At 66.2% G+C, this 13,796-nt stretch carries 9 protein-coding genes; 6 read left to right on the top strand and 3 right to left on the bottom strand.

Translation table 11 applies throughout. The features are described from left to right. Positions 1-174 precede the first annotated feature (174 nt). Positions 175-1,326, top strand: coding sequence for a heparan-alpha-glucosaminide N-acetyltransferase domain-containing protein (locus tag OC373_RS13015; RefSeq protein ID WP_261997820.1), 1,152 nt, complete (start codon positions 175-177; stop codon positions 1,324-1,326). 105 nt (positions 1,327-1,431) lie between these two features. Further along, the gene (locus tag OC373_RS13010) at positions 1,432-3,207 is read left to right on the top strand and encodes an oligopeptide:H+ symporter (protein ID WP_070426844.1); all 1,776 of its coding nucleotides are present in this window, start codon (positions 1,432-1,434) and stop codon (positions 3,205-3,207) included. Between the two features lie 37 nt (positions 3,208-3,244). On the opposite strand, the gene OC373_RS13005 is transcribed toward OC373_RS13010, so the two are convergent. From OC373_RS13005 to OC373_RS12995, 3 genes are all read right to left on the bottom strand, one after another. Next, positions 3,245-4,687 (bottom strand): hypothetical protein, encoded by a 1,443-nt coding sequence (locus OC373_RS13005; RefSeq protein WP_156785751.1) that lies wholly within the window; start codon positions 4,685-4,687, stop codon positions 3,245-3,247. Positions 4,688-4,841: 154 nt separating this feature from the next. Continuing rightward, positions 4,842-6,809 carry a S9 family peptidase gene (locus OC373_RS13000; RefSeq protein ID WP_070426842.1) on the bottom strand — a complete coding sequence of 656 codons (1,968 nt, stop codon included), beginning with the start codon at positions 6,807-6,809 and terminating at the stop codon, positions 4,842-4,844. Positions 6,810-6,959: 150 nt separating this feature from the next. Beyond that, on the bottom strand, positions 6,960-7,595 hold the full coding sequence (locus OC373_RS12995) for a LysE family transporter (RefSeq protein ID WP_019184554.1): 636 nt from the start codon (positions 7,593-7,595) through the stop codon (positions 6,960-6,962). Positions 7,596-7,729: 134 nt separating this feature from the next. On the opposite strand from OC373_RS12995, the gene OC373_RS12990 reads away from it, so the two are divergent. From OC373_RS12990 to OC373_RS12975, 4 genes are all read left to right on the top strand, one after another. Then, on the top strand, positions 7,730-8,635 hold the full coding sequence (locus OC373_RS12990) for a LysR family transcriptional regulator ArgP (RefSeq protein WP_046272993.1): 906 nt from the start codon (positions 7,730-7,732) through the stop codon (positions 8,633-8,635). A gap of 118 nt (positions 8,636-8,753) precedes the next feature. Further along, positions 8,754-9,338 (top strand): hypothetical protein, encoded by a 585-nt coding sequence (locus OC373_RS12985; protein ID WP_070427553.1) that lies wholly within the window; start codon positions 8,754-8,756, stop codon positions 9,336-9,338. A gap of 152 nt (positions 9,339-9,490) precedes the next feature. Beyond that, entirely contained in the window at positions 9,491-11,182 is a 1,692-nt protein-coding gene (mqo, locus tag OC373_RS12980) for a malate dehydrogenase (quinone) (RefSeq protein WP_261997819.1), read from the top strand. A 331-nt stretch (positions 11,183-11,513) separates the two neighbouring features. Then, positions 11,514-13,712, top strand: a complete 2,199-nt coding sequence (locus OC373_RS12975) for a TonB-dependent siderophore receptor (RefSeq protein WP_070426840.1) — start codon at positions 11,514-11,516, stop codon at positions 13,710-13,712. Positions 13,713-13,796 lie beyond the last annotated feature (84 nt).

The raw sequence follows: 13,796 nt of genomic DNA, 5'->3' as shown, positions 1-13,796 counted from the left end.
GGCAAGTCCAGTAGTGCCGGCCGCTGGCCGGCAACGCTTCACCGCCCGATCGAGGCGCCTGTTGACCTGCGCGTGCCACCGGAGTGGCCACACCCCGGACTCGGCAACGTCCCAGGCCGGGCCCGTCCACTTTAGTTATGTTATATCCTATCGCACCGAGTAACCGGCGCCGCTGTGACGCATTCCCCCACCTCCCGCCTGACCTCCATCGACCAGCTGCGCGGCACCGTGATCGTGCTGATGCTGCTCGACCACGTGCGCGAAACCTTCTACCTGCATGCCCAGGTGGCCGACCCGATGGTGGTGGACCAGGTGGAGCCGGCCCTGTTCGTCAGCCGGCTGTTGGCGCATCTGTGTGCCCCGGTGTTCGTGCTGCTGACCGGCCTGTCGGCCTGGCTGTACGCCAGCGGCAAACCGGATGGGCGCCGGGCCGCCTCGGCCTTCCTGCTCAAGCGCGGCCTGTTCCTGGTGGTGCTGGAACTGCTGGTGGTCAATTTCGCCTGGACGCTGCAGTTCCCACCGAGCGTCGTCTACCTGCAGGTGATCTGGGCAATCGGGATCAGCATGATCGCGCTGGCCGGGCTGCTCTGGCTCCCGCGCGGCGCGCTGGCGGTGCTGGCGCTGGCCGTGATCGCCGGGCACAACCTGCTCGATGGCATCCGCGTGCAGGGTGACGGGGCGCTGGCCGTGTTGTGGAAAGTGCTGCACCAGCGCGACTGGATCACGGTGACCGACGGGCTGCGCCTGCGTACCTCGTATCCGGTGCTGCCGTGGATCGGCGTGATTGCACTGGGCTGGGTGATCGGCCCGTGGTTCGCACGCGGCGGCGATGCCCTCCTGCGCCAGCGCCGCCTGTGGATGGCCGGTGCCGGTGCGCTGCTCGCCTTCGTGCTGCTACGGGCGATCAACGTTTACGGCGACAGCCCGTGGCAGTCCTTGGCCACGTTGGGCACTACGCTGATGAGCTTTTTCAACGTGACCAAGTACCCGCCCTCGCTGCTGTTCCTGCTGCTGACCCTGGGCATCGGCCTGCTGTTGCTGCGCCTGTACGAACAGCCGCGCGTGGCCCGGGCGCTGGCGCCATTGGCCGACATCGGCGCGGCGCCGATGTTCTTCTACCTGCTGCACCTGTATGTGCTGAAGCTGCTGTACGTGCTGGCCGAAGCCCGCTGGGGCCAGACCCACGGCGGCTACTTCGCGGTCGATCACGTGGCGAGCCTGTGGGTGATCACCGCGGTGCTGGCAGTGGCGCTGTATTGGCCGACACGGGCATTCGCGCGGTTCAAGGCGCGGCGGCGGGATCTGGCCTGGCTTCGCTATCTGTAAGCGCGCATGGCCGGCAGCACGACGGCGGAGCGGCCAGACACGGCACGGCTGACCCTTCGCCCCGGGCCTATACTCGCCCCCTTGTCCGCCCTGCCCCAGCCCTCGATGACCGCAGCCGTCCTGCCCGCCGCCTCGACCTCCACCGCGACCGACGACTTCCTTGGCCATCCCAAGGGCGTCTATATCTGCTTCTTCACCGAGATGTGGGAGCGGTTCTCGTTCTACGGGATGAAGGCGCTGCTGCTGCTCTACCTCACCAAATACCACCTGTTCGGCGACAAGGCCGGCCTGGATCTGCTCGGTGCCTATGGCGGCCTGGTCTACTGCATCCCGGTCTTCGGCGGCCTGCTCGCCGACCGCTGGCTGGGCATGCGCAAGGCGGTGGTGTTCGGCGGCGTGCTGCTGGTGCTCGGCCACCTGGGCATGGCTTTCGAAGGTCACGCAGCGGTCCGCGTCGATGGCGCGGTGGTCCGCGATGATGCCGCGCTGGGCATCACCTACCTCTCGCTGGCCCTGATCATCATGGGCGTGGGCTTCCTCAAGCCGAACATCTCCACCATCGTCGGCAAGCTGTACCCGGAAAACGATCCGCGCCGCGACTCGGGCTTTTCGTTGTTCTACGCCGGCATCAACCTCGGCGCGCTGTTCGCCTCGCTGGTGTGCGGCTTCCTCGGCGAAGCCTATGGCTGGAAGTACGGCTTCGGTGCGGCCGGCATCGGCATGGTGATCGGACTGGCCATGTTCCTGTGGGGCCAGAAGTATCTGCAGGGCCACGCCGAACCGTCCGATCTGCCCGCGCTGCGCCAACGCGTGCTCGGCATCCGCCGCGAATGGCTGATCTATGCCGTGGCCGTGCTGGGCGTGATTCCGGTCGCGGCGCTGATGTGGGCCGCCGCCAATGGTGCGTTCGCGCTCGGTGGTGAACTCAGCCTGGCGCTGATGCTGATGATCGTGGTGCTCGCTGGCGTGCTGGTCTGGTTCGCCTGGTTCACCGGCACCCGCTGCACGCCGGTGCAGCGCCAGCAGATGATCGCGCTGATGGCGCTGATCTTCATGGCGCTGGTGTTCTTCACCCTGTACGAGCAGACCTATGGCTCCTGGGTGACCTTCACCGACCGCCTGCTCACCAAGGACCTGGTGCCGTCGCTGGTGATCCAGGGTGGCACCCCGCTGCCGTGGTCGATCGCCTCGCTGCTGCTGGCGCCGCTGGGCTTCGTGGTGGCCGCGCGTCTGTCCGAGCGCCGCCCGGGCTCGTCCGCGCCACGCACATTGTTCATCGTGATCGTCGCGGCGATGCTGGTCATGCTGATCCGCGACTGCCTGGTGATTCCGCAGACCGCCGGCTCGCTGACTTACCTGGGCGGCCTGTTCCTGGTGGTGCTCGCGCCGCTGTTCGCCATGCTGTGGGCGTGGCTGGACCGTCGCCGCATGGACCCGTCCAAGCCGGTCAAATCCTCGATCGGGCTGATCTTCGCCGCACTGTCGTTCGTGCCGCTGGCACTGGCGGCGCAGCAAGTGGGCGCGACCGGGCAGATGGCCAGCGTGTGGTGGCTGGTACTGGCCTACCTGATCCTGGAGATCGGCGAAATGTGCCTGTCACCGGTCGGTCTGTCCGCCGTTACTCAGCTGGCCGCGCCGCGGGTGGTCAGCCTGATGATGGGCACCTGGTTCCTGGCCACCGCGTTTTCGGAAACGCTGGCCGCGCTGTTCGGCAAGCTCGCCGCGATCGAGGTGCCGGAAGGCGAAACCATGAACATCGCCAGCGCCGCCGCCAGCTACGAACACCTGTTCTGGCTGCTGATGTGGATCGGCCTGGGGTGCGCGGCACTCGCACTGATCTGTTCGCCGCTGCTGAAGCGAATGATGCACGGGGTGAAGTAGGGAAACCCCGGGCAATCAGCGCCCCGCCAGTGTCACGTCATTCCACCTGTCTGGCCGCGCGCAGTTCCTGCAGGAAGCGGCGCACAAGCACGCGTCGAGACTCGTCCAGATTGCGCCCGTCAAGATGCTCGAAACGCATATCCGGATGGAGCGCATCTGCGTTCAGGGCCAGGCCGCCGAGTTCTTTCACCAACGGTGCGGGCAGGATGCCCTCCAGCAGCAGCTTGGGCACAGCACCTGACTCGGCGTGCCATGCGTCGCCATTCGGTCCGGACACCTCCTGAAAATCCACTGCGGTTGCGGCCGCATGTGCAGGTGACGTGGCGATCGTTTCCGTCGCGCGCTGAAGGAACTGGCGATAGCGTGCCGCCAAGGCGGTCGCATCACGATCATGGCCGTCCAGAGGTGCAAGGGTCCACTCCAGCGCGGGCAACGTGCATGTCAAGGCTGCCTGCGCCAGGCGAACGGTGCGTGCTTCATACCTGTCCTCCCCCTGCTGCACCTCCTGCACCCGGCATTCCGCCGTCGCTGCGCGGCGGACAGCTGCGCGCGCGAACCCGGTGACGTCCTCGCGCACGGCATCCCACAACACTTCCGGAAAGCGCAGCAGGAGGTGCGCGGCGATCGCATCCTGCAGGTCCGCCGACACTTCCCCCGCAACCTGCATGCGCTGCATCAGTTCCTGCACCGCCATGTGCACCGATTCAGCCTGCGACACCGGCGCCGGCACCCACACAGTGGGCGGCACCTTTGTTTCCGCCAGCAGTTGTTCGCTCACAATGGCACCGCTGCTCGTCCAGTTACGGCCGTGTGCATCGCTGGACAAATGGAGGCTGCCGTTCATCGACCGGGGCCGGGCCTCGTCGCGGCGCTCGCCGGCCAACATCGACTGCTCCAGTGCATCTACCGACGGTGCGGCCTGTCCCTGCACGACAGCCGTCATCAGCTGTGTCAGCGCACGGCTTTTGTGCATATGTGGTGCGATGCAAACGTACTGGACGCGATAGCCCACCCTATCGGTGGGTGCGGCGGCGGGAGGTGCGCCATCAACCGGCTCGCGCCGGACGTCCTGTGCCAGGCAACGAGCGCCGTCGCCGGCAAATCCCCATGCTTGCGATGCCGCCAGTAGACGACCTGCCCCTGTGCCCTCAAGCCGGTTGCCGTACGCCACTGCGACAACATTTTCGGTCACCAGCTTGCCCATTGTCAGCAACTGGACGGTGTCATGAAGTACCGCGGTGTCGGGCTCGCTCAATGGCGCCGTAGGCTCTCCTCCCCGCATCAATTTGTGCAACCGGATCGACCACTCGTCCACCTCGCCGCTGAGCGCTGCGATCTTGAGCGCCTGCTCCACCGTCAATTGCAGACCGTCATCGATGTCTGCCGCACGGGAGGGACTGGAGAACAGCACAAGCAGCAAAGGCGCTGAAAGGCACAGGAAAGACCGCAGGCGGGACGGCGAGGAGAGGTTGCGCCACATGCTGGGAAACACAGAAGGGGAGAGCTCGCCAGCATCCCCCGGGGTCGCGCCGGGGACCATGCAACAACTTGCATTCTGTCGCGCCCAGCAATCCCTTCACAAACAACGACGGCACCTCAAGGTGCCGTCGTTGTTCTTTCGCCGAATGAAGCGATCAAGGCTGCGCGGACGCCGAGGCCGTCTCTCCGCCCAGGCTGTTGGACAGGAACGCCAGCAGCTTGGTGTAGTACTCGCGGCGGTGCGGATCGGTGTAGAAACCGTGGCCTTCGGTCGGGTAGTACAACGCCTCCACGGGCACGCCGGCCTTTCTCAGCGCCGCCTCCATCCGCCTGGTGTGCTGGATCGGGGCGCGCTCGTCTTCGCCACCGGCGGCAAGGAACACCGGCACCTTGATGCGGTCGGCCAGGTTGACCGGCGATACCGCCGCCAACTGGGCGCGCTCGCCAATCCATTCCTTGAGGTAGGTCTCGCCCGAGCCGCGGCGCTGGATATCGCCACTGGTGAACATGATCGGCAGGTCGTAGACACCTACATAGCCGGCGGCGCACCGGTACAGCCCTGGCTCCTTCGCCGCCCCCATCATCGCCGCATAACCGCCATAGCTGGCGCCATAGATGCAGATCCGCGAGGCGTCGGCAATGCCCTCCCGGATCGCCCAGCGGGTTGCATCGGTCAGATCGTCCTGCATGGTGCCGCCCCACTGGCGGGCACCCGCGGACCGATGGGCGCGCCCGTAATTGCCCGAGCCGCGGAAGTTGACCTGCAGGACAGCGTACCCGGCATCGGCAAGCATCTGGCTTTCCGCGTCGTACCCGCCGGTATCGAACGGACCGTAAGGCCCGCCGTGCGGTATCACCACCATCGGAAGCGACTTGGCAGCGGCCTTGGCGGGCACGGTCAGGTAGCCGTGCAGCGGCAGCCCGTCACGTGCCTTCAGGGCCACCGGGCGTACCTCTGCGGTGGCGGCCGGGTCGATCCAGTTGCTGCGGCTGATGACGTGGTCCGCTTTCTTGGCCACGTTGTCGAAGATGTAGAAATCGCCCGGGTTGCGCCCGGACCACGCCTCCACCATCAGCTGCCGGCCGTCGCGGGTACTGGACGTGACGAAGACCGCATCGCCCCCGAACGCCGCTTCCAGGCTGCGATACAACCGCGCATCGGGGCCCTGTTCGTCGAAGAAGCGGGTGCGTGGCGTGTCACCCAGGTACAGCGCGCCCACCGGGATCGAGGTGCCGGGCCGGTAGATGTATTTGTGCACGTCCACCACGGGATCACGCAGCACGAGCCTGCGCTCTTCGGTCACCGGATCCCAGGACACGATGGCGTCGGGGCCCTGCGGCATCTCGGTGTTGAAATACGCCAGCCGACCGTCTTCGGAGAACCCGATCGCCGTTTCGATCCGCCCGTTCAGGGCTTCATCGTTGACGAGCTTCCAGGTCGTGCCCGACCCTTCCCGGTAGTACAGCTTGTTGACGTTGTCGGTTCCCGCGCCATGGGCGAAACGCACCTGGCCCTGGTTGTCGGTGACGAAATCGGCGCGGCGTACGGGCGAGCGCGCCACGGTCTGGCGACGGCCGGTGGTGACATCCATCCGGTCGGCACGGGTGAACGGGTCATCGTTGAATGGCCAGATCGTGACCAGCACGTTGCGCTCGTCCGCGGGCAGGTCATCGGCGAGGAACGCGGCCACGGCCTCCACTTTTTTCTGCTGGATGCGGGTACCCGGGCCGTTGTCCTGCGCGCGGTAGCCGACCAGCAGCTCGCCGCGCCCGCCGTTGGCGTTCATGGCATACAGCTCGCCAGTCATGCGCGGCTGGTCCAGCGAGCCCTGCTTCTCGGCCAGGCCGATCAGCACACGTTCTGCGCTGACCCAGTCGAAATGATTGGCGTGATTGTTCCTGGGCGGCACGAACGAGCCCACCACCTCGCCCCCGTTCCTGCGCAGAATCGCCAGGGCGGTGCGATCTTCCATCGGCACGGTGGCCGCGTAATAGTCGCCGTTCGGCGAAATCTTGATATCGGTGAAGGCATCCCGGCGCAGGTAGCGCTCCAGATCCACCGCGCCGGCCTGGCCCGTAATGGCCAGCAATACCAGCAATCCCAACCTTTGTACGTGCTTCATCCTTTCCCCCTGCTGCATCGGACCTCATGTCCGGGATCGCGATTCTAGGCGGAAGATCGAGCCGCCAACCAGAGGGATGTTCCTGTTGGTGCAAAAAAAAAATGGCACCGCGAACGGTGCCATTTCCAGGACCTGCATCGAGGAGAGAGTTCAATGCATGCCGCGGAACGCGAGGCTGAGCGCCAGGATCGACAGGATCACCGCGATGGTGCCGTCGAGGATGCGCCAGGTCTTGGGCTTGGTGAACAGTGGCGCCAGCAGGCGTGCCCCCAGGCCCTGGGCGGTCAGCCACAGGCAGCTGGCGGTGAACACGCCGGCGGCGAAGGCCATGCGCGCATTGCCGAAGTTCTCGGCGATACCGCCGATCACCATCATGTCCAGCCAGAAATGCGGATTGATCAGCGAGAAACCGACCGCCGAGATCAGCACCGCGCGGCGCGAGGTGCTGTCGCCCTCGTCCACGTGCATGCCGCCACCGCCGGCCAGCGCGCGCCGCGCCGACTGCCAGGCGTACCAGGCCAGGAAGGCGACGCCGCCCCACAGCACCACGGTGGTGAGCCACGGCAGCGCCTGGGTCAGCGTGCGCAGGCCGGCCACGCTGGCGAAGATGAAGATGCCATCGATGGCGGCACACGTCGCCACCACCGGAATGATGTGCTTGCGCAGGATGCCCTGGCGCAGGATGAACGCGCTCTGCGCGCCGACCACCGCAAACAGGCCGATGCCGGTTGCGGCACCACTGAGCCACGCGCTCAGCCCGGCGCCGCCGGAAATGATCGAAAACATGGGATACCACCTGTGTCGTGCTGGGGGGCGGTGCCTCGCCAAGGCGTACAGCACCGGATGGCGCATATTGTCGCGCCGCAACATGAAAAAGTAGAGCTAAACTTACTTAACCATCTTTAGCGGAACTTAAGATCATGCGCATCGACCATGCCCAGCTCCGTGCCCTGGCGGCGGTGATCCGCGAAGGCAGCTTCGAACGGGCCGCGCAGTCGCTCAATGTCACCGCCTCGGCCGTCTCCCAGCGGGTCAAGGCGCTGGAGGACCGGGTCGGCCGCCTGCTGGTCAAACGCTCCTCCCCGGCGGTCGCCACCACCGAGGGCCAGGTGCTGGTGCAGCTGGCCGAACAGACCGCCTTGCTCGAGCACGATGCGCTGCACCGCATGGGCATCGCCGATGAGGACCTGCCGCACGCCAGCATCCCCGTGGCGGTGAACCATGACAGCCTGGAGACCTGGTTCCCCGAGGCCGCCCTGCAGTTCGCGCGGCAGACCGGCACCACCCTGGACCTGCGCTCGGAAGACCAGGACCACACCGTGGCCCTGCTGCGCCAGGGGGCCGTGCTGGGCGCGGTGACCACCCTGGACGAGCCGGTGCAGGGCTGCCAGATCCACGCGCTGGGCAGCATCCGCTACGCTGCCACCTGCACCCCGGCCTTCCATGAGCAGTACTTCGCCAAGGGGGTCAATGCGCAGTCGCTGGCCCAGGCGCCGGTGCTGGTGTTCAACCGCAAGGACGACATGCAGGCCCGCTTCGCCCGGCGCCTGGCGGGCAACGACCTGCCGCTGACCGCACCGACCTGGTGGATTCCCTCCACCCGCGCGTTCGTGCAGGCGAACCTGGGCGGGCTGGGCTGGACCATGAACCCGCTGCCGCTGGTCAAACGCCACCTGGATGCCGGGCGCCTGGTGCACATGAAGCAGCGCGCGTGGGAAGACGTGCCGCTGTACTGGCAGCACTGGAAGGGCGATGTACAGACGATGGCGCTGCTGACCCGGGCGGTGCTGGCGGCCTCGGCGACGCTGGTGCGCAAGAAGCGATAACCCCGGACCGGTAGCGCCGACCGCTGGTCGGCTGTCGTACCGGGGCCGCACGCCGTCCTACACGATCCGATGACCCGCCCCGATGCAGCATCGCCGCATCCCAGCCGCGGGCACGTCGATGGACACCGATCCGGTCTACCTGCACATCCGCGTGGTGCTCAGCATCATCCTCGGCCTGAGCATCACCACCCTGCTGCGCGGGCTGGCGGGCATCATCGAGCACCCCAGACGACGCGGCTGCTCGCTGATCCACCTGTGCTGGGTGGTCTGGGCGCTGATTTCGGTGGTGACCTTCTGGTGGTGGGAGTTCCGGCTGGGCGAGGTCCGCCAGTGGACCTTCGAGCTGTATCTGTTCGTGATCGCCTACTGCGCGTCGTGGTACCTGCTCTGCGTGCTGCTGTTTCCGGACGACGTGCGCGAGTTCGGCAGCTATGAGAACTACCTGCTGCAGCGGCGCGGCGGCTTCTTCGGGATGTTGGCGCTGGTCACGCTGCTGGATCTGGTGGATACCGCCATCAAGGGCCACAGCCGCTGGCAGATGCTGGGAGACGCTTACTGGGTGCATACCGTGGTGATGCTGGGGATCGCCGGGCTGGGCTTCGCCCTGCGCCAGCGGCGTGCGCATCTGGTATTGGCTCTGATAGCACTAGCCTATCAAGCCAGCTATTTCCTCCTGGAGTACTTCACTCTCGCCAGTGACTGAGCCGGTCCGGCACAGCCACCGGATGCTGCGTTGCACCAAATCCGTACCAGAACGGGCTAAAATTGCGATCAAGGTACCGCTGTGACGCCCGTCTTCACGGGCGTTCCCGGCAGCGGCGGCATCCTTCCCATGTCTCCCTACCTGAGATCCCCATGAAAAAACTAGCGAAGGTCGTCCTCGGCCTGCTCGTGCTGTTGCTGTTGGCAGCGGCCCTGTTCCTGTACTGGCCGCTGCATCAGCGCTCGGTCCCGGCCGCCGGCAACGACAAGCCGGTCGACGTCGTCCTGGTCGGCGGCGGCATCATGAGCATCACGCTCGCCACGTTCCTGCAGGAGCTGCAACCGGACTGGAACATCCAGGTCTATGAGCGCCTGGACGGGGTTGCCCTGGAAAGTTCGGACGGCTGGAACAACGCCGGCACCGGCCACTCCGCGTTCGCCGAACTGAACTACACCCCGGAACTGCCCGACGGCAGCATCGAGACCAAGCGCGCGGTCGGCATCGCCGAGCAGTTCGAGATCTCACGCCAGTTCTGGTCCCACCAGGTGCGCGAAGGGCGCCTGAGCCAGCCCAGCGATTTCATCAACCCGACCCCGCACATGAGCTTCGTCTGGGGCGATGAGAACATCGCCTACCTGCACAAGCGCCAGCAGGCACTGGTCAAGAACCCGCTGTTCTATGGCATGCAGTATTCCGAGGACGCCGCGCAGATCAAGCAGTGGGCCCCGCTGCTGATGGAAGGCCGCGACCCGAAGCAGAAGGTCGCCGCGACCTGGATGCCGCTGGGTACCGACGTCAACTTCGGCGTGATCACCCGCCAGCTGACCGCTGGCCTGCAGCGCAGCCCGAACTTCAACCTGCACCTCAACCATGAAGTGCGTGCCCTGCGCCAGAACGACGACAAGAGCTGGAACGTGACCGTCAAGGACCTGAAGTCCGACAACGAATCCACCGTCAAGTCGCGCTTCGTGTTCATCGGTGCCGGCGGCGCGGCGCTCAAGCTGCTGCAGCTGTCGGGCATCCCGGAATCGAAGAACTACGCCGGCTTCCCGGTCGGTGGCCAGTTCCTGGCCTTCCAGTCGCCGCAGGTGGCCGGCCGCCATTCGGTCAAGGCCTACGGCATGGCCGAAACCGGTTCGCCGCCGATGTCGGTCCCGCATCTGGACGCACGCAAGCTGGATGGCAAGCCGGTCGTGCTGTTCGGGCCGTTCGCGCTGTACAGCACCAAGTTCCTCAAGCACGGCTCGTGGTTCGACCTGTATTCCTCGGTGAACCACAACAACGTGGCCGGGATGATGGGCGTGGGCCTGGAGAACCTGGACCTGGTGAAGTACCTGATGGGTCAGGCACGCCTGAACGATGACGACCGCCAGGCCGAGCTGGTCAAGTACTACCCCAACGCCAAGCGCGAGGACTGGACGCTGGTCACCGCCGGCCAGCGCGTGCAGATCATCAAGAAGGACCCGGAAAAGGGCTCGATCCTGCAGTTCGGCACCGAGATCGTGACCGACCAGGACCACACCCTGGCCGCCCTGCTCGGCGCTTCGCCGGGTGCATCAACGTCGCCGCCGATCATGCTGGACCTGCTCAAGAAGGCCTTCCCCGAGCAGATGGCCGCCGGCTGGGAAGCGCGCCTGAAGGAGATCGTGCCCTCGTATGGGCGCAAGCTCAACGACAGCCCGGCGTTGACCAACGAGATCCGCCGCCTGACCAGCGATACGCTGAAGCTGCCGTATCTGGACGTGCCGGGCGAGACCAGCCCGGCCGTGATGCTGACCCCGCCGCCGGGCACCCAGCCGGCCGAGGCCAAGCGCAACGCCAACGAAGAACTGCAGGCGCTGTAAGCCTGCCCCGGCGGGCCTGCGGGCCTGGCCACGGTTTTCCCTCCGGCCACCCTTGCGGTGGCCGGTTGCGTTTCAGGTCCGGTGACGTTGCGGCCCGGACGTTTACGCGGACGCGCCCGATTGTTCAAGAATTGTAAAGCGACTGAGAACGATTTACATTTGCGCATCGCAGGGTTGTCGCTACGGGTACTGGACGGTCTCAACGGACTGCCGTCTCCCCGCAGCTGCCCGGCAACCTGCTTTCCCAGGATGGACCTACCGTGCCTGGCGCCTGCGCGCCGGCGTTGCCTGCCTGTTGCCTTTCTTCCCTACTTCCCGTCCAGAGACCCCCATGTCGCTCCGCGCCCACCCGTTCCGCTCCCGCCGTGCCCCGCTGGCCCTGGCTCTGCTTTCCGCCCTTTCGCTGACCGCCCCGCAGGCCTTCGCCGATGCGCTGGCGGACGCCAGCAGCACTGCCGATGCGAAGACCCTGGACAAGGTCAGCGTGGTCGGTGCGCGCGCGATGCCATCCAGCACCACCCGCCTGCCGATCAGCCTGCAGGAAACCCCGCAGTCGGCGACCTCGATCGGGCTCCAGCGCCTGCAGGACGAATCGCTGTTCAGCATCAACGACGTGATGCGCAACGTCACCGGCGTGAGCGTCTCCTTCTACGACACCCAGCGTCCGCTCTATTACGCCCGCGGCTTTCCCATCACTGATTTCCAGGTCGATGGCATCCCCACCTACAGCGGCTCGACCAACCAGGAGTACGACACCGCCTTCTACGATCGCGTCGAAGTGATCCGCGGTGCCAACGGCCTGCTGAGCGGCGCCGGCGTGCCATCGGCGACGGTCAACCTGCTGCGCAAGCGCCCGGGCAAGGAATTCGATGCCTCCTTCGCAGTGAGCGCCGGCAGCTGGGACTACCAGCGCATGGAGGCCGACGTGACCGCGCCGCTGACCGCCGATGGCCGTTTCCGCAGCCGAGTGGTCGCCGCCTACACCGACCGCGATCTGTATTACGACCGCTACCACGAGAACAAGATGGCCGGCATGGCCGTGCTGGAAGGTGACCTGACCGACAGCACCACCGTGACCGTCGGCTACCAGACCCAGGACAACAACCCGGTCGGCTCGACCTGGGGCACCGTGCCGTTCTTCAACAGCCAGGGCGACTTCGCGCACCTGCCGCGCTCGACCAACGTCGCCCCGAAGTGGAGCTACTGGCAGCGCGAGACGAGCACGGCGTTCGCCAACCTGGAGCAGCGTTTCGGCGAGAACTGGCTGCTGAAGATCAACACCGCCTACACCCGGGGCAACGTGCAGAACGTGCGCGTCTACGGCAGCGGCTACCCCGATCCGGCCACCGGCGCGGGTATCTTCCTGCGCACTGCCGCCGGTGATTCGGAAGACACCCGGCGCAACGTCGATGCCTACCTGAGCGGCACGTTCTCGCTGTTCGGCCGCGAACACGACCTGACCGTGGGCGGCCAGTGGGCGGACCTGGAAGGCACCACCAACACCATCGCCCTGCGCTACCCGACCGACTGGGCGCGGTGCGGCACCGAGCGCTGCTACTACATCCCGGACATCCGCACCTGGGATGGCGACATCTCCGAAGTGACCTATTCGCGTACCGGTGCACGCCGGGTCGCCAAGACCACGCAGAGCGGTTTCTACGTGGCCACCCGCCTGCGCCTGGCCGACCCGCTGGCACTGATCGCCGGCGCGCGGCTGAGCCGCTGGGAGACGCTGACCCGCGCCTACGGCACGACCGGGGCCTACACCGGCACCAGCGGCGCCTACAAGGTGACGGATGAAGTAACGCCCTATGTGGGCCTGGTCTACGACATCACCCCGCAGGTCGCGGCGTATGCCAGCTACACCGAGATCTTCAACCCGCAGAACTTCAAGGACCGCAACGAAAACCTGCTGGCGCCGGTGGAGGGCTCGAACCTGGAAGCGGGCATCAAGTCGCAGTGGTTCGACGGTCGCCTGACCGCCAATGCGGCTGTGTTCGAGGCCAAGCAGGACAACTACGCGGTGCTGGACACGAGCGTGCCGGAGCGCTCGCTCAGCGATGGCAGCTCGGCCTACATCGGCATCAACGGGACCAAGGCACGCGGCTGGGAACTGGACGTGAACGGCGAAATCCTGCCGGGCTGGACGGTCAATGCCGGCTTCACCCACGTCAAGGTGACCCGAGCCGCCACTGATCTGCTGTACGCCAACCCGGCCGAGGACCTGCTGCAGCTCAACACCCAGGTGCGGCTGCGCGGCGCGCTCGAACGCCTGAGCGTGGGTGCGGGCGTGCAGTGGCAGAGCAAGGTGCAGGGCTACAACGTGCCTTATCCGCTCGGCGGCACGGTGACGGTGAACCAGCCGGCGTACGCACTGGTGCAGTTCAACGCCAACTACCGCCTCAGCGACAGCTGGACGGCGACCCTGAGCGTGCGCAACGCGCTGGACAAGACCTACTGGGCCAACCTGGATTACAACAACTATGGCGAGCCGCGTTTCGTCGCGTTGAGCCTGCGCTGGAAATACTGAGGCCTGACGACATCGCTGTGTTGAACGAACGGGTCGCCTTCGGGCGGCCCGTTTTTTTGGTGGCGACGCACCGTACACAGGTAG

The sequence above is a fragment of the Stenotrophomonas sp. Ste96 genome, from assembly GCF_024519495.1.
Taxonomy (GTDB): domain Bacteria; phylum Pseudomonadota; class Gammaproteobacteria; order Xanthomonadales; family Xanthomonadaceae; genus Stenotrophomonas; species Stenotrophomonas bentonitica_A.
The sequence above is the reverse complement of the archived record's forward strand: the minus strand, read 5'-3'. Positions and strand labels throughout refer to the sequence as shown.

What these genes read in the sequence shown, in the direction of transcription:
- OC373_RS13010 (WP_070426844.1), top strand. Translation starts at nt 1,432, where the DNA reads ATGACCGCAGCCGTCCTGCCCGCCGCCTCGACCTCCACCGCGACCGAC.
- OC373_RS13005 (WP_156785751.1), bottom strand. Translation starts at nt 4,687, where the DNA reads ATGTGGCGCAACCTCTCCTCGCCGTCCCGCCTGCGGTCTTTCCTGTGC.
- OC373_RS13000 (WP_070426842.1), bottom strand. Translation starts at nt 6,809, where the DNA reads ATGAAGCACGTACAAAGGTTGGGATTGCTGGTATTGCTGGCCATTACG.
- OC373_RS12995 (WP_019184554.1), bottom strand. Translation starts at nt 7,595, where the DNA reads ATGTTTTCGATCATTTCCGGCGGCGCCGGGCTGAGCGCGTGGCTCAGT.
- OC373_RS12990 (WP_046272993.1), top strand. Translation starts at nt 7,730, where the DNA reads ATGCGCATCGACCATGCCCAGCTCCGTGCCCTGGCGGCGGTGATCCGC.
- OC373_RS12985 (WP_070427553.1), top strand. Translation starts at nt 8,754, where the DNA reads ATGGACACCGATCCGGTCTACCTGCACATCCGCGTGGTGCTCAGCATC.
- mqo (WP_261997819.1), top strand. Translation starts at nt 9,491, where the DNA reads ATGAAAAAACTAGCGAAGGTCGTCCTCGGCCTGCTCGTGCTGTTGCTG.
- OC373_RS12975 (WP_070426840.1), top strand. Translation starts at nt 11,514, where the DNA reads ATGTCGCTCCGCGCCCACCCGTTCCGCTCCCGCCGTGCCCCGCTGGCC.